This window comes from Streptomyces sp. NPDC059917 (assembly GCF_042730635.1).
GTDB lineage: Bacteria > Actinomycetota > Actinomycetes > Streptomycetales > Streptomycetaceae > Streptomyces.
Window position 1 is genome coordinate 23527 of sequence record NZ_JBHWLC010000024.1, and the last position, 22134, is coordinate 45660.

The window sequence follows — 22134 nt, forward strand, 5'->3', positions numbered from 1 at the left end:
TCAGCCCAGCAGCGCCAGCAGCCGTCCCACCGCCTCCGCGGCGGGCTGGCCCACCGCGCCCACGGCGGCCGCGATCTGGGCGAGGCGGGCGAGGGTGAGGCCGCGCTCGCGCAGGGCGCCGCGGTCGGCGACGAGCTCGGGCAGGGCCTGGCCGACCGTGCGGTCCTGCTCCGGGGTGAGGTGCCGGCGCAGGTCGCCGAGGAGGCGGGTGAGCTCCTCGACGGCGGCGCGCAGCTCGGTGTCCTGGGCGCCGGCGTAGTTGTGGTTGATGCCGATGTTGTCGTGGCCGTCGTTCATGTTGACCACGGGCCCGTAGTAGTTCGACGACTCGCTCATGTGCGGATCCCCGTGTTCCCCCTGCCGCCGTTCATGTTGACGACGGGCGCGAAGTGGTTGACGACCGTACTGAACTCGGCTTCCGGGTGGTCGATCGCGTACACGATCTGTCCGGCCACGTGCCTCAGCTCGTCCACGGTCGGCAGGGTCACCATGATGATCGTGCCGCCGGCGGTCTCGACGGCCAGCACGGGCTTGGCCATTTTGAACAGGGCCGCCAGGACGAGGACGAGCAGCACGAGACCGGCCAGGGGGACCAGGGTGTCGCTGTTCCGGTCGTTGATCGGCTCGCCCCCGCCCACGTAGACGAGCACGAAGAAGAGCACGGCGAGGCCGACCACCCACTTGAGCGAGTCGACGAAGGAAGCCCATCGCGAGGGCCGGTACTTGAAGGCGTCGACGAGGGTGATGTTGCGCAGCGGGACGGCCGCCGAGCCCACCCACAGCATGCGGCCGCTGACCGACAGCACGAGCCTGCCGTGCCCGCGGTCGGACGACGACCCGGCCCGGGGCGGTACGAACGGGGGCGGGGTGGGTGGCGGGGACGAAGGGGGCGGTGGCGCCCCGACGTTTCCTGTGGAGTCCATCCGATTCCCCCCGTGGTGCTCGCTCCGGACCGCGCAGCGCGGAGCACCATTAAGCGCCCGCGGTCGCCCGCGGGGCAGTCGGGAAACGGCCAAATCGCCACGGTGGCCGGAAGTGGCGCGCGCCGGCCGGCTACCAGCCGGGCATGGCCACCTCGTCGTCCCGCAGGCCCCACAGGGGTGCGACCGAGGCGGGTCCGGAGATCACCCGCAGCTGGTGGGAGCGGTACTCGCCGCGCGCCTCCTCGACGGTCCAGCCGGCCGAGGTGAGGATGGCGGCCATCGCGCGCATCATCGCGGCCGCGATCTCGCCGGAGTGGCGCAGCAGGGGATCGTCCAGCAGGCGCAGGCGGAAGGCACGGCTCGTGCTGAGCTGCATGCGCGGGCCGGCGGACCAGCCGATGTAGACGCCGCCGGACGGGTCGGCTCCGTGGTCGGCCTCCACCTCCGCGCCGCCGGCCAGTACGGGGTCCAGTCCGGGCGGGAGCACGGGGAGGGCGGCCGCGGCCAGCTCGCCCCGCACCCGCAGGGCGAGCGCCTCCCGACGTGCCTGCTCCTCGGCGCCCACGCGTTCGTACATGTGATCAATTTACCCACCCCCGGAAGGTCGGGAAGCGGCGGCGGGCATGGCAGGCTTGGGGGCATGGCCGTTCAGATCAATCCCAGCATCCTGTCCGCGGACTTCTCCCGCCTCGCCGAAGAGGCGAAGGCCGTCGAGGGCGCCGACTGGCTGCACGTCGACGTCATGGACAACCACTTCGTCCCGAACCTCACCCTCGGCGTCCCGATCGTGGAGTCCCTCAGCCGCGCCACGGACATCCCGCTGGACCTGCACCTCATGATCGAGGACCCGGACCGCTGGGCCCCGCAGTACGTCGAGGCGGGTGCGGGATCGGTCACCTTCCACGCCGAGGCGGCCGCGGCGCCCGTCCGGCTGGCCCGGGAGATCCGCGCGAAGGGCGCGCGCGCCTCCATGGCGCTCAAGCCCGCGACGCCGATCGAGCCGTACGAGGACCTGCTCCCCGAGCTGGACATGCTGCTGATCATGACGGTCGAGCCGGGCTTCGGCGGACAGCCGTTCCTCGACATCATGCTGCCCAAGATCCGCCGCACCCGGGAGCTGATCGCCAAGCACGGCCTGGAGCTGTGGCTGCAGGTGGACGGCGGTGTCTCGGCCTCGACCATCGAGCGCTGCGCCGAGGCCGGCGCCGACGTCTTCGTGGCGGGCAGCGCGGTCTACGGAGCGGTCGACCCGGCCGCCGCGGTCCGCACCCTGCGCGAGCAGGCGGACCTGGCGATCTCCGCGGCCCCCTGGGCTTGCGGCCACTGAGCCGAGGCTTGGTGAACAGCTCGGTGAACGCTGGCTGTCCAGGCTGATCAACGGCCTTCGGATCTGACAGGATGAACGGCGAGTCGAGAATGTGAACAGCAGTGAGGAGAACGCGGTGTCTGCAATGTCGGCGGGACGGTCAGCCCTGCGGATGGGACCCGCGGAGCTGGTACAGGCGGCGGCGATGGCCCGTCGCTTCTATCTGGAGGGCAAGTCCAAGATCCAGATCGCCGAGGAGTTCGGCGTGAGCCGCTTCAAGGTGGCCCGGGTACTGGAGACCGCCCTCGAACGCGACCTCGTGCGCATCGAGATCCGGGTGCCGGCGGAACTGGACGCGGAGCGCTCCGACGCGCTGCGCGCCCGGTACGGCCTGCGGCACGCGGTCGTCGTGGAATCCCCGGCCGATGCGACCGAGGACGCCCCCGACCCGGAGAACCTGGGCGCGGTGGCGGCGGACCTGCTCGGCGAGCTGGTCAACGAGGGCGACGTGCTGGGCCTGGCGTGGGGCCGGTCCACCATCCACATGGCCGCCTCCCTGCACCGGCTGCCGCCGTGCACCGTGGTGCAGCTCACCGGCGTGTACGACGCCGGGACGGCCGAGCGCGGGTCCGTGGAGGCCGTGCGCCGCGCCGCCCAGGTCTCGGGCGGGGACGCGCACCCGATCTACGCGCCGATGCTGCTGCCCGATCCGGCGACGGCCGCCGCGCTGCGGGGGCAGACCGGGATCGCACGGGCCTTCGAGTACTTCGACAAGGTGACCGTCGCGGCCGTGTCCATCGGCTCCTGGGAGCCGGGGATCTCGACCGTGCACGACATGCTGACCGACGAGGAGCGGGCGCACTACGCCTCGCTCGGCGTCGCCGCCGAGATGTCCGCGCACCTCTTCGATTCCGAGGGCCGCCGGGTCGGCCGCGACCTCGGCGAGCGCTGCATCACGGTAGAGGCGGACCGGCTGCGCCGGATCCCGGAGGTCGTGGCGATCGCGGGCGGCCTGCGCAAGGCCTCGGCGATCGGGGCGGTGCTGCGCTCGGGGCTGGTCACCAGCCTGGTGACGGACACGGCGGTGGCGGACTTCCTGCTGACCGAGTCCCAGCCGGGGCTGCGCCCCGCGCTGGAGCGCGCCGACCCGGACGACCTGGCGTAGGGGGACCCGCCCGGCGGTCGTCACGGGCCTGCTCCGGGGGCCCGCGCCGGACGCCCGCGTCGGCCACCTGCCGCGCGCGATTCGCGGGCGAAACGGATATTTGACACCATCAGCGCATGATCTTCCGGACCGTGCCCCGCCAGCTGCTGCGTCTGCTCGGGGCTGTGTTCCTCTGCGTGGCCCTGGTGGGTGCGGCGGGCTGCGCCGGGAAGAAGGACCCCGCGCCCCCGGGCGCCGCCGCGTCGACCGGCTCCGCCTCCAGCGGCTCCCCGAGCCCGCGGGCGAGCGCCGCCCCGGGGTGGGCGAAGGGGATGAAGACCGTCCGGGCGGCCGAGCTGCCCCCGCAGGCGCGGGACACGCTCGCCCTCATCGACAAGGGCGGACCGTACCCGTACCGCCAGGACGACACCGTCTTCGGGAACTTCGAGAAGCGGCTGCCGCAGCAGAAGCGCGGCTACTACCACGAGTTCACGGTGAAGACGCCGGGCTCGCGGGACCGCGGTGCGCGCCGGATCATCACCGGTCAGGGCAGCGAGTTCTTCTACACGGACGACCACTACGACACCTTCAAGGCGGTTCTCCGATGACCCTGGACCCGCAGGCGCTCGCCCCCGCCCTGGCGGCAGCCGAACAGGCCGGTTGGATGGTCGTGCGGCTCGACCTGGACGGCGTGCGCAGCAAGGCCGACCTGATGGGGCGGTGCGAGCGGGCGCTGCGGCTGCCGGAGCACTTCGGCGGGAACTGGGACGCGCTGGCCGACTGCCTGATCGACCTGTCCTGGCTGCCGGCCGCGTCGGGGCGGTTGCTGGCCGTCACCTCCTGGCGCGACTACGCGGCGGCCCGGCCGGGGGACTGGGAGACCTTCCAGGACGTCCTAGAGCAGGCCGTGGACTTCTGGCGGGGCTCCACCGAGGGCGTGCTGAGCGTGCTGCTGGCGGAGCCGGGCGAGAAGCCCCGGCCGAAGCCGGGGCCGCCGCCGTGCCGCGGCTGACGCCGGTCGGGCGGGTCCGGCCCGGCCCGACCGGCGGCCGCGGCTCAGTCGTCCCGCGCCGCCTTCGGTACCCAGGGCGGGGTCTGGCCCCAGGACCAGATCGGGATCGCGGCCGCGTCCACCGGGGGCGGGTTGGGCCCCGAGTAGATCAGCGCCATCCGGGTGCCCCACTCGATGTAGTAGACGAACACCGCCCGGAACTCGGGGTCCGTCGGCAGGCCGACCTCGTCGGCCGTGTCGAGGAGCAGGTCCACCCAGCGGCGGCGCTGCTCCTCGGTGATCGCGCGGCCGAGGTGCTTGGTGGCCATGTGCCGGTGGCCGCCGTGGTGGGCGGAGTACTCGGCCGGACCGCCGAAGACCTCGGACAGCCAGGCCGCGACGTGCCGGGGGTGTTCGGCGTCCATGCCCGCGAAGACCGGCGCGAGGACCTCGTCCCGCAGGGCGTACGAGTAGAAGACGTCGGTGAGGCGGTTCATGGCCTCGGCCCCGCCCATCCACTCGTAGATCGTCGGCGTGCTCATGACCTTCAGGAAGCCTTTCCCGTGCCCACGACATCGGTGACGAGGTAGTGCTGCATCTCCTCGATGGCGGTCACGTAGGGGCGGATCGCGGTGAAGAACGCCGGGAAGTGCTCGCCCTTGCGGAAGCCGTTCAGGTGGGCGTCGATCGAGGTCCAGCGGATCCGCAGGACGTAGCGCTCGGGCTCCTCCTCGCAGTGCGCCAGTTCGTAGTCGATGCACTCGGGCGAGGCGGCCAGGGCCTCGGCCGCCCGCCGGTACGCGTCCTCGAAGGCAGGCTGGTCGGCCGATGCGATCCGGTAGCGGATGTATTCGACGGTCGTGGTCATGGTGTGCGTGCCTCTCCCTGGGTTCGGGTGTTCGCGGCTACCCTTCCGCGATCATCGGTGCCCGGCCGCGGATTCGGTCATTCGTCCCCGGACTTCCTGGAGTCGGCCGAGTCGGGCTCGGCCGCATCCTCCTGGTCGGGGCCCTGCGCGCGGACCTGCTGGACCTTTTCCAGGGAGCCCCGGAGATCGGTGAGCCAGGCGTCGGTGTTCTTCCCGACGAGCCGGACGCACCAGGAGAGCGCGTCGGCCCGGCTGCGGGCCACCCCGCCCGCGACCAGGGTGTCGAGCACGGCGCGCTCGGACTGGCGCAGGCGGGTCATCACGGGCACGGCGAGGTGGGTGAAGAGGGTCCGCTCGCCCTCCGCCTCCACGCCCCAGGCCACCTTGCGCCGGTAGAGCTCCTCGGCCTCGCGGGCCACCTCGATGCGCTGCTCGCGGGTGCGCTCGCGGAACTCCCGCACCGATTCCGTGGCCGGGGCGCGGCCGACGACGGTGATCTCCTCGCGGTCGACCACCACCTCGACCAGCTCTTCGTAGACGTCGATGGGCAGGCGCTCGGCGAACCAGGTCCGGAGCTGCTCGCGCTGTTCGGCTGTAATCATGTAATCAACGTTGCATCCGGTGGGCGGGTGATCGCAAGGGCCCGGACCGCGCGCCCCCCGGATTTCGCTCTCAGCCCATCGAGCGGTAGCGGTGGATCAGGGACACCGCCATCGCGCCCTCGCCCACCCCCGAGGCGACCCGCTTGACCGAGCGGGCCCGGACGTCGCCCGCCGCGAAGACCCCGGGAACGCTGGTCTCCAGCGGGTACGGCGCCCGTTGCAGGCTCCACTCGGCGGGCAGTTCGCCCCCGTTGGAGATCAGGTCCGAGCCGGTCAGGACGAAGCCGTGCTCGTCCCGCTCGACCACCCCGGCCAGCCAGTCGGTGTGCGGGCGGGCGCCGATGAAGGTGAACATGAAGCGGGCCGGCACCTCGGTGTCCGTCCCGGTGTCCGCGTCGTGCAGGGCGATCCGCTCCAGGTGCTCGTCCCCGTCGAGCGAGACCACCGTGGTGCGGACCCGGACCTCGATGTTGGGGGTCCGCTCGATCTCCTCGATCAGGTACCGGGACATGCTCTCGTCGAGCGAGGCGGCCCGGACCAGCACCGTCACCCGGGCCGCGTACTTGGCGAAGTGGACCGCCGCCTGACCGGCCGAGTTCGCCCCGCCCACGATGAAGACGTGCTGCGAGATGCAGGCCGAACTCTCCGTCGTGGCCGCGCCGTAGTAGAGGCCCGCGCCCTCGAAGCGGTCCGCGCCCGGCGCCTGGAGCCGGTTGTAGGCGACCCCGGTCGCCAGCAGGACCGTCTCCGCGCTGATCTCCGTACCGTCCGCGAGGGTCAGGATCTTCGCCGGATCGTCCCGGGTCAGCGAGACCACCTCGACCGGGTGCAGGATCTCGGCGCCGAACCGGGCGGCCTGGATGGTGGCCCGGCGGGTCAGGTCCCCGCCGGAGAGGCCCGAGGGGAAGCCGAGGTAGTTCTCGATCAGGCTGGAGGTGCCCGCCTGGCCGCCCGGCGCCCGGGAGTCCAGCATCAGCGTGGTCAGGCCCTCGGAGGCGGAGTACACCCCGGCGGCCAGGCCCGCCGGGCCCGCGCCCACGATCACGCACTCGTAGTGCGGACGCGAGGCGGTGGTGGCCAGGCCCAGGCGGACGGCCAGTTCGGTGTCCGTCGGCGCCGAGAGGACCGCGCCGTCCGGGAAGCGGACGAGGGGCAGGGCGGCCCCCGGCTGGGCGGCGAGCAGGGTCAGCGCCTCGGGGTCGCGCTCGACGTTGAGGAAGCGGAACGGCTGGCCGTTGCGGGTGAAGAAGTCCCGCACCGCGTGGGTGCCCGGGGCCACCAGATGACCGGCGACGATGATCCCGTCGTAGGCGGGGCGGTAGGTGGCCAGCCAGTCCGACAGCAGGTCGTCCAGGACCGGGAAGAGCCGCTCGTGCGGCGGGTCCCACGGCTTGAGGAGGTAGTAGTCCAGGCGGACCCGGTTGATCGCGGTGATCGCCGCGTCCGTCTCGGCGTAGGCGGTCAGCAGCACGCGGCGCGCGTCGGGGAAGCGGGAGACCGCTTCGAGGAGGAACTCGACGCCCGTGACGTCCGGCATCCGCTGGTCCACCAGGAAGAGCGCCGGGTCGTGGCCGCGTTCGTCCAGGGAGTCGAGGATCTTCAGGGCGTCCGCGGCGGAGGAGGCGCCCAGCACCCGGTAGCGGTCCCCGTAGGCGCTGCGCAGGTCCCGGCGGACCGCCCGCAGCACCTGGGGGTCGTCGTCCACGGCGAGGATGACGGGCTTGCGGCTCTCCGCCCGGGCGGCGCTCGCCGCGGCCGCGGCGGCGGTGGAGGTGGGACCGGAGCCGGTGGACGCGGCTCCGGGGGCGGTGGGCTCGGCTCCGGGGGCGGGCGCGGAGGCGGTGGGCTCGGCTCCGGAGGCGGGCGCGGGGGTCCCGGGGGCCGCGCTCACGCCGGGTCCAGCACGAGCCGGTCGGCGTAGCACCAGGCCCAGTACTCGCCGGGCTCGTGCGAGGCGGCGATCGGGTGGCCGGAGGCCCGGAAGTGGCGGGTGGCGTGCCGGTGCTTCGAGGAGTCGCAGCACCCCACGTGGCCGCAGCCGAGGCACATCCGCAGGTGCACCCAGCCCTCGCCCAGGGCGAGGCACTCCTCGCAGCCCTCCGCGGAGGGCTTCACCGGACGTATCTGATCGATGTGTGCGCAACTACCGTCCATCGGCCCCGTCCTCCTTCTCGACCTTGATCCGGCCTCGAACGACGATAGGGCGGGCCTCGGGAAGTGGTTCATGGATTCGGCCGATGTCATGAAGTCCGGCGGGTACTTCATGAACTCACCGGACGACTTCGTGAGGTGCCCGCATGACCTGGGCCGCTACCTCAGGTAGTCGCACACGGGCGCTTTGACGCGGGCTCGCGGCGGAAGCAGTGTGGGGAACGCCAACGACAACAGGCGGCGCCTGGAGGAATCCGTGAGCAGAAAGATTCTGGTCATTGTCTCCGAACACGGTTACTGGGCCGAAGAACTGATAGGGCCCGTTTCGAAGTTCGACGAGCGGGGCTACGACGTCGTATTCGCCACCCCGACCGGAAAGCGCGCGCACGCACTTCCGCCGAGCCTCGACGCGCACTACGTCGACCCCCCGCTGGGGCGCTCGGTCACCACCGAGGAGAACGCCCGGCTGGGGCGCGAGTTCGAGCAGTCGAGCCGGCTGGACTCCCCGCTCGACATCGAGGCGTGGGCGCCGGAGCGCCCGTACACGAGCGACGAGGGCTACCTCCGCAAGCTCGAGCAGTACCACCGCGACCTGGACAGACTCCAGGCCGACATCGACGGCTACGACGCCGTGCTCGTCGTGGGCGGCAGCGGACCCATCGCCGACCTCGCCAACAACGAGCGCGTCCACGCCCTGATCCTGGCCTTCCACAAGGCCGGCAAGGTCGTGGCCGCCGAGTGCTACGGCGTGGCCTGCCTGGCCTTCGCCCGGGACTGGGGCGACCGCCGCAGCATCATCTGGGGCAAGCACGTCACCGGGCACTGCAAGGAATACGACTACAAGGACGGCACCGGTTTCCTCGGTACCGATTTCAACATGGGCCCGCCGCCGTACCCGCTGGAATACATCCTGCGCGATGCCACGGGCCCGCGCGGGGCGTACCACGGGAACTTCGGCAAACCGCTCTCGGTGATCGTCGACCATCCCTTCGTGACCGGCCGTTCCACCCCCGATTCCTATCTCACGGGGCAGAAGATCGTGGAAGTCCTGGAGGACGGCCTCACCCGGTACGGATGGTAGTCGGGCGGTTCCTTCGGCAACCCGTGTGAATCGAGGGGGAATTCATGGAAGCCACTCCCGGACGGGAAAGGCTGATCGAGCAGTTCAAGGCCGACGGCCTGACGGTGATGTTCGGAAATCCCGGGACCGTGGAACAGGGATTCCTCGACGCGGCCGACGCGGCGGCGGACTTCCGCTACGTCCTCGCCCTCCAGGAGACGGTGGCCGCGGGCATCGCCGACGGATACGCCCGCGCCACCGGCGGTCCGGCGTTGCTCCAGCTGCACTCCGGCGTGGGTCTGGGCAACGGGATCGGCATGCTCTACCAGTCCCTGCGCGGTCACACCCCGCTCGTCGTGGTCGCCGGTGACGCCGGGGTCCGCTACGACGCGATGGACGCGCAGATGGCCGCCGACCTGGTCGCCATGGCCCGGCCGGTCACCAAGTACGCCACCCGGGTGACCGATCCGCGCTCGGTGCTGCGCACGGTCCGGCGGGCCGTGAAGATCGCCATGACCCCGCCGCGCGGCCCGGTCTTCGTGGCGCTGCCGATGGATGTGCTGGACGAGCCGAACACCGAGCCCGTCCTGCCCGCCACCGTCCCGCTCACCGACGTGGCGCCCTCGCCCGCGTCGGTGGGCCGGGCGGCCGAGCTCCTCGCGGCGGCCGAACGGCCCGTCGTGCTCATCGGCGACGGCGTCGCCCTCTCCGGGGCCCAGGCCGAACTCGTCGCCGTCGCCGAGCTGTTGGGCGCCGACGTGTACGAGGTCGACTCCTCGGAGGTCAACATCGCGGCCTCGCACCCGCTGCGGCGCGGGCAGAGCGGGCACATGTTCGGCCCGCACAGCAAGGAGCTGATCGCCGGGGCGGACGGGGTGCTGATCGTCGGCACCTACGTCTTCCCGGAGGTCTTCCCGGAGCTGGAGAGCCCCTTCCGGGCGGGCGCCAAGGTCGTCCACATCGACCTCGACGCCTACGAGATCGCCAAGAACCACCCCGTGGACCTCGGCCTCGCGGCCGACCCGAAACGGGCGCTGCGCGCGCTGGTCGGCGCCCTGGAGCGCCTGCTCACCCCGCAGCGGCGGGCGGCCGCGGCCGCCCGGCTGGACGTCCGCGTCCGGGAGCGGACCCGGGCGGCCCGCGACGCCGGGCCCGGGGACGGTACGCCGATGGCCGTCTTCCTGCGCGCCCTGGCCGAGCGGACCGGGGGCGACCTGATCGTCTTCGACGAGGCGCTGACCACCTCCCCGCTGGTCACCCACTACCTGCCCGCCGAACGGCCGGGGGACTACCACCTCACCCGGGGCGGCTCCCTCGGGGTCGGCTTCCCGGGGGCGGTCGGCGCCAAGCTCGCCCGGCCCGAGCGGACCGTGGTCGGCTTCGCGGGCGACGGCGGGTCGATGTACACCTACCAGGCGCTGTGGACCGCGGCCCGGCACGGCATCGAGGCGAAGTTCGTCGTGTGCAACAACCGCAAGTACCGGCTGCTGGACGACAACATCGCCCGGTACTGGCGCGAGCGGGCCATCCCCGAGCACGGTTTCCCCGACTCCTTCGACCTCTCCCGCCCCGAGATCGACTTCGCCGCCCTGGCCCGGGCGCTGGGAGCGGGCGGGACGCGGGTGGAGAAGCCGGACGAGGCGGCCGCGGCCGTCGAGCGGATGCTGGCGCACCCGGGTCCCTTCCTCGTCGACGTCCAGATCTGAGCACGCACGCCGTCCGTGCCCGCCGTCCGGGCACGTACGTTCCCGCCCGCACCGACAAGGAGGAGACAGGCATGTCCGTCGAGCGGCTGACCGAGGACGCGATCCGCGCGTTCACCGACCGGTGGTACCTGGCCCTGGACCAGCACCTTCCGCTGGACCGGGTGCTCGCCCTCATCACCGCGGACCTGGAGTTCAAGGTCCCGGAGGACACCTTCCTGGGCCACGAGGGCTTCGGCCGCTGGTACGCGGCCGTCACCCACCGCTTCTTCGACGAGGTGCACACCGTCACCAAGGTGGAGCCCGTCATCGAGGGCGAACGCGCGGTGGTGCGCGTCCTCGTCAACTGGCAGGCCAAGATCTGGGACCCGCCGGGCGCCCGCAGCCAGTGGCTCGGCTTCGATGCCGACCAGACCTGGACGCTCGTCGCCGCTCCCGGCGGCCCGCGCATCAAGACCTACACCGTCGACGAGCTGGCCCCGATGCCCGGTTCGGGCGCGCTCTGAGGCCCGGTACCGGGCCCGAGGAAGGACACGAGCGATGACCGAAGTGACACGGGAGCGGGTCGAGTCGGCCTACCGGGCGCTCGGCTCGGGAGACCGCGCCCGGATCCTGGAGTACTACGCCGAGGACCTGCGCTGGCTGGTCCCGGGCAACCACCCGCTGGCCGGTTGGTACGAGAGCCTGGACGCCTTCCTGGAGCTGATGGGCCAGACCCACAAGCTCACCGACGGCACCTTCCGGATGGACATCGAGGCCGTGCTCGTCGGCGAGGACTGCAGCGCCGACCTGTGCCGCAACGTCGCCCGGCGGGCGGGCGCCGACCCCGCCGGCGCGTCCCCGTACGAGCGGATGGACTACCCGGTCCTCCACTTCATGCGCTGGCGCGGCGGCCGGATCGTGGAGGGCCGCGACGGCCTCTTCGGCGACTCGGCGACCGCGTTCAGCCAGTTCTGGGCGCCCTTCGCGCCGGACGGAACCCGTAGGGACCGATAGGGGGATGAGCGCGATGGACGCACGTCAGATCCTGACGAAGTACTACGAGTACGCCAACGCCGGTGACTGGGACCGCTGGTGCGACCTCTTCGCCGACGACCAGGTGATGGACGAACAGCTCGCCGGACACGTCGAGGGCCTGGACACGCTGCGCTCGATGATGAAGGGCATGGGCGCGATGTACCGCAGCTTCCGCAACGAGCCCGTGCACTTCGTCCTCGACGCGGACGGGGAGAAGGCCGCGGCCGTCTCCCACCTCAGCGCCGTCAGCGCCGCGGGCGAGGCCATCGAGGCCGAGGTCATGAACTTCTTCCGGATCGTGGACGGAAGGATCGCCTACATGGCGAACCACCACGACACCGTCCCCTTCCAGGTGCTGGGCCAGGGCTGAGGAGGGCCACTCGTGGACAGCAGAGCGCGCGCCGGATCCCGCGCCGGGACCGGCAACGAGGAAGCGTACGACTACGTCGTCGTGGGAGCGGGCACCGCGGGCGGCGTCCTGGCCAACCGGCTCACCGAGGACCCGGACGTCAGCGTCCTCGTCCTGGAGGCGGGCGGAGCGCGGATCCCGCCCGAGGTGGACGACCCGTCGTCCTGGTACAAGCTGCTGGGCGGGCCCGTCGACTGGGGCTACACCAGCGTCCCGCAGCCCGGGCTGGACGGCCGCCGCACCTACGAACCGCGCGGCAAGGCGCCCGGCGGCAGCAGCAACCTCTACATCATGATGCACGTCCGGGGCCACGCCTCGGACTTCGACAACTGGGCCTACCAGGGCGCCGCGGGCTGGGCCCACGAGGACGTCCTGCCCTACTTCTCGCTGCTGGAGGCGCAGGAGGACCGCACCGCCGCCACCACCGGCACCAGCGGCCCGCAGCGCGTCACCCACGCGGGGCGGCACGACCCCAACCCCGTCTCCCGCGCCTTCATCGACGCGGCCGTGGAGCTCGGCCATCCGGAGATCGAGGACTTCAACACCGACGGGCCCCGGCGCGGTCTCTTCGGCACCGGCTGGCACCACATCGACGTCGCCGACGGCCGCCGCCAGGGCGTGCTCGCCGCCTACCTGGAGCCCGCACTCACCCGCTCCAACCTCACCCTGCGCACCGGCGCCCAGACCACCCGGCTGCTCTTCGACGGGGACACCTGCACCGGAGCCGAGTACGTCCAGAGCGCCCCGGCGCGGGACTTCCCGGGCCGCGAGGTGCGCGACGTCCACCTGAGCGCCGCCGCGCCCGGCACGCACACCGTCCGGGCGCGGCGCGAGGTGATCGTGGCGGCCGGGGCGATCGAGTCCCCGAAGCTGCTGCTGCTCTCCGGGATCGGGCATCCGGACCGGCTGCGCCCGCACGGCATCGCCGTCACCGCGGCGCTGCCGGGGGTCGGCGAGAACTTCCACAACCACGTCCTGACGGGGCTGATGGCCGAGGTCACCCAGGAACTGCCCGCGCCCGCGCAGAACCTCTCCGAGAGCGCGCTCTTCCTGTCCTCCCGGCCGGGCCTGCCCGCGCCGGACCTCCAGATCGCCTTCGTCCACGTCCCGTTCGACGTGATCGTCGGCCAGGACCATCCGCACACCGTGTCGATCCTGCCCGGGGTGGTCCGGCCCGTCTCGCGCGGTTGGATCCGGCTGGCCAGCGCCGATCCGTCGGCCCACCCGCTGATCAACCCGAACTACCTGGGCGACCGTTGGGACCTGGAGCGGATGGTGCAGGGCGTCCGCGTGGCCCGCGAGATCTTCGCGACCTCCGCCTTCTCGCCCTGGTACAAGCAGGAACTCCAGCCGGGTCCGGGCGCCGTCACCGACGAGGACCTGCGCCGCTTCGTGCGGCAGAAGGCGGAGAGCTACCACCACCAGGCCGGCTCCTGCCGGATGGGCGTCGACGACCTCTCCGTGGTCGACCCCGAGCTGCGGGTGCACGGCGTACGGGGCCTGCGCGTCGTCGACGCGAGCGTCATGCCCGCCGTGCCCTCGGGCAACTGCCACACCGCCATCGCGATGATCGCCGAGCGCGCGGCGGACTTCCTGAAGGGAGCCTCCCGTGTCTGACGCCGTGCTGCGCGAGGGAGCGCTGTCCGGGACCCGGATCGCGGTCCTGATCGAGAGCGACTTCTACGAGCCGGAGATCTTCTACTACGGCCGCCGCTTCGCCGAGGAGGGCGCCGAGGTCGACTTCCTGACCCGGCTGTGGGGCAACGACTCGATCACCTTCACCGGCCACGAGTACCGGGCGCCCTTCACCGCCGACCGGAGCCTCGAAGGGCTCGACGACGAGGGGCTGCGCCGCTACGCCGCCCTGATCGTGCCCTCGGGCATGGTGGCCGACCGGCTGCGCTACACCGAGGACGTCGACCGGCTGGCCCCCGCGACCGAGCTGTTGCGCCGGGCCTTCGAGGAGCCCGCGGTCCTCAAGGGGATCATCTGCCACGGCATGTGGCTGGCCTCCTCGATCCCAGAGAAGGTCCGCGGCCGCAAGGTGGTCTGCCACAACAACCTGATCGGCGACGTCCGCAACATGGGCGCGCAGTACGTCGACGAGGACGTGGTCGTCGACGGCGACCTGGTCACCGGCCGCACCGGCGCCCACCACCACCTCTTCGCCCGCCGGATCATCGAGCAGATCGCCGCGACGCGGGGGCGGGGGACCGTGCCCCGGCCACCGTCGGGAGGTGCCCCCTGATGGACGCGAGCCTGCGCTTCTCGCACGTGGGCCTGAACTGCGCCGACCAGAAGACCACCGAGGAGTTCTACACCCGGTACTTCGGCTTCGCCCGGGCCCGCGTGGTGGAGCTGGGGGACGCCCGGATCGTGTTCCTGCGCAAGGGGGACGCGTACCTGGAGCTCTTCGGCTCCGCCGACGGACCGGCCCGCCCGGCGCACGAGGACGGCCCCCGGGCCCCGGGGCGGATGCGCCACCTGGCCTTCCAGACCGACAGCGTCGACGCCTTCCTGGCGGAGCTGGGGGACGCGGCCGAAGTGACCCTGGGGCCGCTGGACTTCGACGACTTCATCCACGGCTGGCGCACGGTGTGGCTGCGCGACCCCGACGGCGTGATCGTCGAGGTCAGCCAGGGATACGAGGACGAAGACCGTGCAGTGACCGACCGCTCTCCCGACAAGGACGGTGCATGACATGGCGGACGCCGTGAGCTTCTCCTTCTCCGACACCATCGCGGGCTACGTCGACCGCTTCGACTCCACCGCCCGCACCCTGCGCCTGCGGACCGCCGACGGCCGCGCCTTCGAGGCCTCGCTCGCCGGTGACCCCGGCGCCGAGTTGGTCCGCAATCTCGACGAGCCGTACGTGGACGCCTCCGGGCACATCGACGAGATGCTCTCGCCGGGCCGCTTCCTCTACCTCTACGGCGTGCACTACCCGGAGGGCGGCGGCCGGTTCGAGGCGAAGCGGCTGGTGTTCCTCGGCCGCGGCGCCGAGGACTTCCGCTTCGAGGAGCCGAGCTGGTGGGTCAAGCAGATCGAATCGCTGGCCTCCTTCTACCGGCGCGCCCAGTTCGGCGACGGCCCGGTCGACTTCGCGCAGTACCGCACGGAGATCCGGCTCGGCGGCGACAAGACGGCCAGCCACGTCCAGGAGACGGACACCATCTCCCGCCTGGTCTACGGCATGGCCTCGGCCTACCTCCTGACCGGCAAGGACGAGTACCTGGAGGTCGCCGAGCGCGGCACCGAGTACCTGCGCAAGCACATGCGGGTCGTGGACGGCGAGGAGGACGTGGTCTTCTGGTACCACGGCATCAGCGTCGACGGGGACAGCGAGCGCAAGCTCTTCACCTCGGAGTTCTCCGACGACTACGACGCGATCCCGATGTACGAGCAGATCTACGCGCTCGCCGGGCCGATCCAGACCTACCGGATCACCGGCGACGTCCGGATCAAGAGCGACGCGGACGCCACCATCCGGCTGTTCGACAAGTTCTTCCACGACGGCGAACTCGGCGGCTACTACTCGCACATCGACCCGATCCTCTTCAGCGCCGACCACGAGTCGCTGGGCGAGAACCGCGAGCGCAAGAACTGGAACTCCGTCGGGGACCACGCGCCCGCCTACCTGATCAACCTGTACCTGGCGACCGGCGAGCAGAAGTACGCCGACTTCCTGGAGTACACCTTCGACACCATCGCGGACCGCTTCCCGGACTACGAGAACAGCCCCTTCGTCCAGGAACGCTTCCACCGCGACTGGTCCCACGACACCACGCACAGCTGGCAGCAGGACCGCGCGGTCGTCGGCCACAACCTCAAGATCGCCTGGAACCTGATGCGGATGAACTCCCTGAAGGCGAAGCCCGCCTACGCGGAGCTGGCCCGCCGGATCGGCGAGATCATGCCGGAGGTCGGGAGCGACCTCCAGCGCGGCGGCTGGTACGACGTCGTGGAGCGCCGGAAGGTCGGCGACGCCCAGACGTATCGTTTCGCCTGGCACGACCGGAAGGCGTGGTGGCAGCAGGAACAGGCCGTCCTGGCCTACCTCATCCTGCACGGCACCCTCGGCGACGAGGACTTCCTGCGCGAGGGCCGCCAGGCCGAGGCCTTCTACAACACCTTCTTCCTCGACCACGACGAGGGAGCGGTCTACTTCAACGTGCTGGCCAGCGGCACGCCGTACCTGCTCGGCACCGAGCGGCTCAAGGGCAGCCACTCGATGTCCATGTACCACTCGGCGGAGCTCTGCTACCTCTCCGCCGTCTACAACAACCTGCTGATCAACGGCCGGGAGATGGACTTCCACTTCCAGCCCGATCCGGCGGGCCTGCCCGACCGCGTGCTGCGCGTCTCGCCCGACCTGCTCCCCGCCGGCTCGGTCCAGGTCGCGTCCGTCGAGATCGACGAGAAGCCGTGGACGGACTTCGACGCGGACGGCCTGACCGTGCGGCTGCCCGACGTCCAGGGGCGGGTGAAGGTCAAGGTCCGGCTGCGGCCGGTACAGCAATAGCGCTCAACGGGGGGCGCCCCAACACGAGGGGAAGACCATGACACTCAGCGTGAAGGAACGCCGGAACAAGACGGGCACCGTGCTCGTCGCCACCGGCGAGATCAACAGCGAGACCTCCGGGTCCCTGCTCCAGTCGCTGCTGCCGCTGGTCCGCGAGGGCCGTCCGCTGCGCATCGACCTCACCGCCGTCGGCTACGTCTCCAGCGCGGGCCTGCGGACCCTGCTCGTCGTCTACCGCGAGGCCCAGCACGCCGGGGTCGCCGTCACCCTGTACGGGGTGAGCGAGGAAGTCCGGTTCGTCATGTCGGCCACCGGCTTCCTCGACTTCTTCGAGACCGGCGAAGCCGCCGCGGCCGCCGCGAAACCGGCCGTGCGATGAGCGGGAGCGGCTCCGAACAGGTCCTGCGCGTCGACGCCTACCCCACCCACGAGGTGGGCGGGTACGGCGTCCGCGCGGGCAAGCCCTTCCCCTTCGGGGCCAACGTGGTCCCCGGCGGGGTCAACTTCTCCGTCTTCTCCGACCAGGCCACCTCGATGGCCCTGGTCCTCTTCAAGCGCGGAGCGCCCGAGCCGATGGCCGAGCTGGACTTCCCCCAGGAGTTCCGCACCGGCAGCGTCTTCTCCATGACCGTGTTCGGCCTCGACCACGAGAACATCGAATACGGCTACCGGGCCGACGGCCCCTTCGACCCCGTCACCGGACACCGCTTCGACGCCCGGCAGATCCTCTCCGACCCCTACGCCCGGCTGATCAGCGGCCGCGACGTGTGGGGCGTGGAACCGGACCGGGACCGGGGCTACCAGTACCGCTCGCGCGTCTGCCTCCAGGACTTCGACTGGGGCGACGACACCCCGCTGCGGATCCCCGCCACCGACCTCGTCGTCTACGAGACCCACGTGCGCGGATTCACCCGGCACCCCTCCTCGGGCGTGACGGCCCCCGGCACCTTCGCGGGCCTGCGCGAGAAGATCCCGTACCTCAGGGAACTCGGGGTCAACTGCATAGAGCTGCTGCCCGTGTTCGAGTTCGACGAGAGCGACAACCCGCGCTCCAACCCGGAGACCGGCGAGCACCTCCTCGACTACTGGGGCTACAACACCGTCTCCTTCTTCGCCCCGAAGGCCGGGTACGCGGCGACCGGACGCTACGGCATGCAGGGCGACGAGTTCCGCACCCTGATCAAGGACCTGCACGCGGCGGGCATCGAGGTCATCCTCGACGTCGTCTTCAACCACACCGCCGAGGGCAACGAGTTCGGCCCGACCATCTCCTTCAAGGGCCTCGACAACGCCACCTACTACATGCTCACGCCCGAGGGCTACTACTTCAACTTCAGCGGCACGGGCAACACGGTCAACTGCAACCACCCGGTCGTGCGCAACTACGTGCTCGACTGCCTGCGCCACTGGGTCGCCGACTACCACGTCGACGGCTTCCGCTTCGACCTCGCCGCCATCCTCGGCCGGGACCTGGACGGCACCCCGCTGCCCAACCCGCCGCTGCTGGAGATGCTCGCGTACGACCCGGTGCTGCGGCACACCAAGCTGATCGCCGAGGCCTGGGACGCGGGCGGCCTCTACGAGGTCGGCAACTTCCCGGCCTACGGCCGCTGGGCGGAGTGGAACGGCAAGTACCGCGACACCGTCCGCGGCTTCCTCAAGGGCGACCCCGGCCTCACCGGGGAACTCGCCACCCGGATCGCCGGTTCGCCCGACCTGTACACCGGCCGCGGCACCGCCGCCTCCGTCAACTTCCTCACCGCGCACGACGGCTTCACCCTGGCCGACCTGGTCTCCTACAACGAGAAGCACAACGGGGCCAACGGCGAGTACAACAACGACGGGGCCAACGACAACCAGAGCTGGAACTGCGGTGCCGAGGGACCCACCGACGACGTCGAGGTCAACCGGCTGCGGCTGCGCCAGATGAAGAACGCCCTCGCCATCCTCTTCACCAGCCAGGGCATCCCCATGCTGCTGGCGGGCGACGAGGTCGGCCGCACCCAGCAGGGCAACAACAACACCTACTGCCAGGACAACGAACTCTCCTGGTTCGACTGGAACCAGGTCGAGGACAACGCCGAACTGCTGCGCTTCGCCCGCCGGATGATCGCCCTGCGCATGCACCACCGCGAACTGCGCTCCACCGAACACCCCACCGGCCTCGTCCGCGACCACGTCGGCCTGCCGGACATCAGCTGGCACGGGGAGCGGGCCTGGCAGCCCGACTGGTCGCCCGAGAGCCGCCTGCTGGCGGTCGCCCGGTGCGGACCCGCCGACGACGACGTCGTGTACGTCGCCATGAACGCGCACTGGGAGGCGCACGACCTGGAGCTGCCCGCCCTGCCCGGGCACCGCAGCTGGCACCTCTTCGCCGACACCGGCGCCCCCGCCCCGCACGACATCCGCTCCCCGGGCGGCGAGGCCGTCCTGGAGAACGCCGGCAAGTACCTGATCGGTCCGCGCTCGGTCGTCGTCCTCGTCGGCCGCGCACCGGATCCCGAGACGTCCTGACCGCACGGCCGAAGGAGACCTGACATGCCGCTTTCCGTGTCCTTGAGCATCGAGGGCGACACCACCGTGATCGAGCTGGCGGGCGAACTGGACGCCGACACCGCGCCCGACTTCCACCAGACCATCGAGAAGGCCGCCGGGCACGGCACGAGCACCGTCGAGATCCGGATGGCCGGAGTCGGCTACATGGCCAGCGCCGGGCTGCGCTCCCTGGTCTTCGCCCAGCAGAAGGTCGCCGGCCACGTCACCATCCGGGTCGTCGGCGCGATCGAGCCGGTCTCCCGGACCATCCGGACGGCCGGTCTGGACCGCAGCATCGTCCTCTCCGATGAGTGAGGGCACCCATGGGCGCTAGCCCGCACCGCGGGACCCGCCTGACCGAACCGGCCACCGCCGAGCTGCACGTCCCGGCCACCCTCGCTTCGCTGGCCGCCATCGCCCGGTTCGTCCGGGCGGTGGCGGTGGCGGCCGGGCTCGACCGGGGGGCCGCCTACCGGCTGCGGCTCGCGGTGGACGAACTGGCGACGAACATCGTGACGCACGGGTACCGGGGCGAGGAAGGACGGATCACCGTCCTGGGCCGCGCCGGGGCCGGGCGGGCGAGCATCGCCCTGGAGGACGGCGCGCCGGCCTTCGACCCGGTCGCCGGCCGCCTGCCGCCCCCCACCGAGCTGCCGCCCGAGCGGCGGCGGATCGGGGGCCTGGGCATCCACCTCGCGCTCACCAGCGTGGACGAGTTCGGCTACGTACGCAGGGAGGGCCGCAACATCAGCACGCTGACCGTCCTCGCGGGCCCGCGGCCGCGGCGATGACACCCATGCAGGCAGAGGGGACCGGCCCATGCCGTCCACGACCGTGATCGTCCTGGAGGCGCACCCGCCGCCGCCCCCGGAACTGCTCGCCGCCCTGGCGGCGATGGACGCGGCCGTGGTCGCCCGCACCCTGTCGGAGCTGCTCACCGGACCGCTGGGGACGCTGCCCGTCGCCGACGTGCTGCTCGCCCCCGCCGAGGTGGCGGGCGAGTCCGTGCGCACGGTCGTGCGCAGGCTGCGCCGCTGGGCCGGAGCCCCGATCGTGGTCGTCTGGACCGTGGGCGGGTTCGCCTCCCTGGAGGAACACGTGCGCATCGGCCACGACTACCTCGTCCCGCCCTTCCTGCCCGCCCTGGTGGCGGCCCGGCTGCACACCTGCTCCGAGCGCGCCGAGCTCGGGCGCACCCTGCGCGAAGCCGATGCCCGCGCCGAACTCATGAGCTACGAGAAGGAGTTGGAGATCGGCCGGGAGATCCAGGCCGGTTTCCTGCCCGAGTCCCTGCCCGTGCCCGACGGTTGGGAGATCGACGTCCGCTTCCGGCCCGCCCGGCAGGTCGCGGGCGACTTCTACGACGTCTTCGAGATCTCCCACCGCCGCCGCCTCGCCGTGGTCGTCGCCGACGTCTGCGACAAGGGCGTCGGCTCGGCCCTCTTCATGGCCCTGATCCGCTCGCTGCTGCGGCACACCGCCGAGAACAGCGGCCTGCAGAACCTGGTCGCCGCCGGGCGCGCCGGAAGCAGCCGGCGCATCCCGGTCGTCGGCGCCACCCCGCTGCTCAACGCGGTCACCGCGACCAACGGCTACCTCACCCGCAACCACCTGCGGCAGGGCTACTTCGCCACCCTCTTCTTCGGCGTCCTGGACCCGCACACCGGCAGCCTCGTCTACATCAACGGCGGCCACAACCCGCCCCTGTTGCTCAGCGCGAACGGCTCCACGCCCAGGCCCCTGGAGGTCACCGGACCCGCGGTCGGGGTGCTCCCCGACTGCGTCTACACCCTCGGGTACGCCCAACTCGACCCCGGGGACACCCTCTTCATCTTCACCGACGGGGTGCCCGAGGCCCGGTGCCCGGACGGCACCTTCCTCGGCGACGCGCGCATGCTCGACCTGCTCTCCCGCACGCCGCTGCGCGGCCGGGACCTGCTCGACCGGATGGACACCGCGGTACGGGAACACACCGGCAGCGCGGAGCAGCACGACGACGTCACCATGCTGGCCCTGCACCGGCCACCTGCGGCGCGGGGGCCGCACGGAACCGGTGGCGGGGACGCCGGACCGGCCGAGCGGGCGGTGGCCTGATGACCCTGACCGTCGTGGTGCACTCGCACCGCGGCGGCACCGGGAAGTCCACCGTGCTGGCCAACCTGGCCCTCCTGCTCGCGGGCGCCGGACGCCGGGTCGGGGTGGTCGACACCGACATCCAGTCGCCCGTCCTCGACCTGCTCTTCCGGCTCGGCCCCGGCCCGTCGCTGACCGACTACCTGCTCGGCCGGTGCGAGATCGAGGCCGCGGCCCGGCGGACCGGCGTGCCCGGGCTGTACGTCGTACCCGCAAGGACCGGCAGCGCGGCCCTGCGGGAGATCATGACCACGGGCTACGACGTCGGGCTGCTCCCGGAGGGCTTCGACCGGCTGGGCTCCTCACTGGCCCTGGACGTGCTGCTGCTCGACACCCACGCCGGACTCGGCAACGAGTCGGTCACCGCCATGGCGAGCGCCGACGTCCTGCTGATCCTCGCGCGCGCCGACCGGATCGACCTCTCGGGGGTCGAGGAGAGCATCGCCCTGGCCGGTCGGCTCTCCTGCCGGCGGGCCCTGGTGATGAGCATGGCCCCGCAGGGCGTGGACCCGGTCCGCTTCCGGCGCTGCGCGGAGCAGGTCTACGGCGCGCCCCTGGCCGGAATCCTGCCGTACGCACCGGAATTGGCCGCGCTGTACGGCGAACGCATATTCGCCGAAGCCCATCCCGACCACCCCATGGTCGGTGAATTCCACACCATCATCGCGGTGCTCGACGCACGTGACGAAGTATCGCGTGCCTGAGGGCATCCCCCTTACGCCCCTTGCGGGGGGCGTGTTGAATCGGCAGCGAATCGGAAACAAGGAGAA

General features: G+C 71.7%; 27 protein-coding genes. 19 read left to right on the top strand and 8 right to left on the bottom strand.

What is annotated here, in order from left to right; genetic code table 11:
- The 3 genes from ACFWAR_RS16330 to ACFWAR_RS16340 all read right to left on the bottom strand — a co-directional run bounded on the left by ACFWAR_RS16330 (position 1) and on the right by ACFWAR_RS16340 (position 1500).
- A complete protein-coding gene (locus ACFWAR_RS16330) occupies positions 1-336 on the bottom strand; it encodes a hypothetical protein (protein ID WP_385777513.1) in 336 nt (111 codons plus the stop codon).
- Positions 333-806, bottom strand: a complete 474-nt coding sequence (locus tag ACFWAR_RS16335) for a DUF6232 family protein (RefSeq protein WP_385777515.1) — start codon at positions 804-806, stop codon at positions 333-335. Before ACFWAR_RS16335 ends, ACFWAR_RS16330 begins: the two co-directional genes overlap by 4 nt.
- Positions 807-1053: 247 nt before the next feature.
- Complete coding sequence (locus tag ACFWAR_RS16340) at positions 1054-1500, bottom strand: hypothetical protein (protein WP_385777517.1); 447 nt, start codon at positions 1498-1500, stop codon at positions 1054-1056.
- Positions 1501-1563: 63 nt separating this feature from the next.
- On the opposite strand from ACFWAR_RS16340, the gene rpe reads away from it, so the two are divergent.
- From rpe to ACFWAR_RS16360, 4 genes are all read left to right on the top strand, one after another.
- Entirely contained in the window at positions 1564-2250 is a 687-nt protein-coding gene (gene rpe / locus ACFWAR_RS16345) for a ribulose-phosphate 3-epimerase (RefSeq protein WP_385777519.1), read from the top strand.
- A 91-nt stretch (positions 2251-2341) separates the two neighbouring features.
- Positions 2342-3394, top strand: a complete 1053-nt coding sequence (locus ACFWAR_RS16350) for a sugar-binding transcriptional regulator (RefSeq protein WP_385777521.1) — start codon at positions 2342-2344, stop codon at positions 3392-3394.
- Between the two features lie 116 nt (positions 3395-3510).
- Positions 3511-3981 (top strand): ribonuclease domain-containing protein, encoded by a 471-nt coding sequence (locus ACFWAR_RS16355; protein WP_385777523.1) that lies wholly within the window; start codon positions 3511-3513, stop codon positions 3979-3981.
- Entirely contained in the window at positions 3978-4385 is a 408-nt protein-coding gene (locus ACFWAR_RS16360) for a barstar family protein (protein WP_385777525.1), read from the top strand. The genes ACFWAR_RS16355 and ACFWAR_RS16360 overlap by 4 nt, the downstream gene beginning before the upstream one ends.
- 44 nt (positions 4386-4429) lie before the next feature.
- Here ACFWAR_RS16360 and ACFWAR_RS16365 read toward each other — a convergent pair whose 3' ends face one another.
- The 5 genes from ACFWAR_RS16365 to ACFWAR_RS16385 all read right to left on the bottom strand — a co-directional run bounded on the left by ACFWAR_RS16365 (position 4430) and on the right by ACFWAR_RS16385 (position 7988).
- On the bottom strand, positions 4430-4906 hold the full coding sequence (locus tag ACFWAR_RS16365) for a group II truncated hemoglobin (RefSeq protein ID WP_385777527.1): 477 nt from the start codon (positions 4904-4906) through the stop codon (positions 4430-4432).
- Between the two features lie 5 nt (positions 4907-4911).
- Positions 4912-5232, bottom strand: a complete 321-nt coding sequence (locus ACFWAR_RS16370) for a putative quinol monooxygenase (protein ID WP_385777529.1) — start codon at positions 5230-5232, stop codon at positions 4912-4914.
- Between the two features lie 77 nt (positions 5233-5309).
- Entirely contained in the window at positions 5310-5834 is a 525-nt protein-coding gene (locus ACFWAR_RS16375) for a hypothetical protein (protein WP_385777531.1), read from the bottom strand.
- A gap of 70 nt (positions 5835-5904) precedes the next feature.
- Positions 5905-7548: an FAD-dependent oxidoreductase gene (locus ACFWAR_RS16380; protein ID WP_385777681.1), complete on the bottom strand. Its 1644-nt coding sequence runs from the start codon at positions 7546-7548 to the stop codon at positions 5905-5907.
- 173 nt (positions 7549-7721) lie between these two features.
- Positions 7722-7988 (bottom strand): UBP-type zinc finger domain-containing protein, encoded by a 267-nt coding sequence (locus ACFWAR_RS16385; protein ID WP_385777533.1) that lies wholly within the window; start codon positions 7986-7988, stop codon positions 7722-7724.
- Positions 7989-8241: 253 nt separating this feature from the next.
- Between ACFWAR_RS16385 and ACFWAR_RS16390 the strand changes: the two genes are divergently transcribed.
- The 15 genes from ACFWAR_RS16390 (at position 8242) to ACFWAR_RS16460 (ending at position 22068) form a co-directional block, all read left to right on the top strand.
- Positions 8242-9066, top strand: a complete 825-nt coding sequence (locus ACFWAR_RS16390; RefSeq protein WP_385777535.1) for a type 1 glutamine amidotransferase domain-containing protein — start codon at positions 8242-8244, stop codon at positions 9064-9066.
- A 44-nt stretch (positions 9067-9110) separates the two neighbouring features.
- The gene (locus tag ACFWAR_RS16395; RefSeq protein ID WP_385777536.1) at positions 9111-10751 is read left to right on the top strand and encodes a thiamine pyrophosphate-binding protein; all 1641 of its coding nucleotides are present in this window, start codon (positions 9111-9113) and stop codon (positions 10749-10751) included.
- Between the two features lie 71 nt (positions 10752-10822).
- Positions 10823-11254 (top strand): nuclear transport factor 2 family protein, encoded by a 432-nt coding sequence (locus ACFWAR_RS16400; RefSeq protein WP_385777538.1) that lies wholly within the window; start codon positions 10823-10825, stop codon positions 11252-11254.
- 34 nt (positions 11255-11288) lie between these two features.
- Positions 11289-11744 (top strand): nuclear transport factor 2 family protein, encoded by a 456-nt coding sequence (locus ACFWAR_RS16405; protein ID WP_385777540.1) that lies wholly within the window; start codon positions 11289-11291, stop codon positions 11742-11744.
- Between the two features lie 13 nt (positions 11745-11757).
- On the top strand, positions 11758-12135 hold the full coding sequence (locus ACFWAR_RS16410; protein ID WP_385777542.1) for a nuclear transport factor 2 family protein: 378 nt from the start codon (positions 11758-11760) through the stop codon (positions 12133-12135).
- Between the two features lie 12 nt (positions 12136-12147).
- On the top strand, positions 12148-13791 hold the full coding sequence (locus ACFWAR_RS16415) for a GMC family oxidoreductase (protein ID WP_385777544.1): 1644 nt from the start codon (positions 12148-12150) through the stop codon (positions 13789-13791).
- Positions 13784-14422 (top strand): DJ-1/PfpI family protein, encoded by a 639-nt coding sequence (locus ACFWAR_RS16420; RefSeq protein ID WP_385777546.1) that lies wholly within the window; start codon positions 13784-13786, stop codon positions 14420-14422. Before ACFWAR_RS16415 ends, ACFWAR_RS16420 begins: the two co-directional genes overlap by 8 nt.
- On the top strand, positions 14422-14874 hold the full coding sequence (locus tag ACFWAR_RS16425; protein WP_385777547.1) for a VOC family protein: 453 nt from the start codon (positions 14422-14424) through the stop codon (positions 14872-14874). Before ACFWAR_RS16420 ends, ACFWAR_RS16425 begins: the two co-directional genes overlap by 1 nt.
- A 1-nt stretch (position 14875) precedes the next feature.
- Positions 14876-16696 carry an AGE family epimerase/isomerase gene (locus ACFWAR_RS16430; RefSeq protein ID WP_385777549.1) on the top strand — a complete coding sequence of 607 codons (1821 nt, stop codon included), beginning with the start codon at positions 14876-14878 and terminating at the stop codon, positions 16694-16696.
- 37 nt (positions 16697-16733) lie between these two features.
- A complete protein-coding gene (locus tag ACFWAR_RS16435) occupies positions 16734-17075 on the top strand; it encodes an STAS domain-containing protein (RefSeq protein WP_385777551.1) in 342 nt (113 codons plus the stop codon).
- On the top strand, positions 17072-19210 hold the full coding sequence (gene glgX, locus ACFWAR_RS16440) for a glycogen debranching protein GlgX (RefSeq protein ID WP_385777553.1): 2139 nt from the start codon (positions 17072-17074) through the stop codon (positions 19208-19210). Before ACFWAR_RS16435 ends, glgX begins: the two co-directional genes overlap by 4 nt.
- Before the next feature lie 24 nt (positions 19211-19234).
- On the top strand, positions 19235-19546 hold the full coding sequence (locus tag ACFWAR_RS16445; RefSeq protein WP_385777555.1) for an STAS domain-containing protein: 312 nt from the start codon (positions 19235-19237) through the stop codon (positions 19544-19546).
- Positions 19547-19554: 8 nt separating this feature from the next.
- A complete protein-coding gene (locus ACFWAR_RS16450; RefSeq protein WP_385777557.1) occupies positions 19555-20022 on the top strand; it encodes an ATP-binding protein in 468 nt (155 codons plus the stop codon).
- A gap of 28 nt (positions 20023-20050) precedes the next feature.
- Positions 20051-21325, top strand: coding sequence for a PP2C family protein-serine/threonine phosphatase (locus ACFWAR_RS16455; protein ID WP_385777559.1), 1275 nt, complete (start codon positions 20051-20053; stop codon positions 21323-21325).
- On the top strand, positions 21325-22068 hold the full coding sequence (locus ACFWAR_RS16460) for a MinD/ParA family protein (RefSeq protein WP_385777561.1): 744 nt from the start codon (positions 21325-21327) through the stop codon (positions 22066-22068). Before ACFWAR_RS16455 ends, ACFWAR_RS16460 begins: the two co-directional genes overlap by 1 nt.
- Positions 22069-22134: the final 66 nt, after the last annotated feature.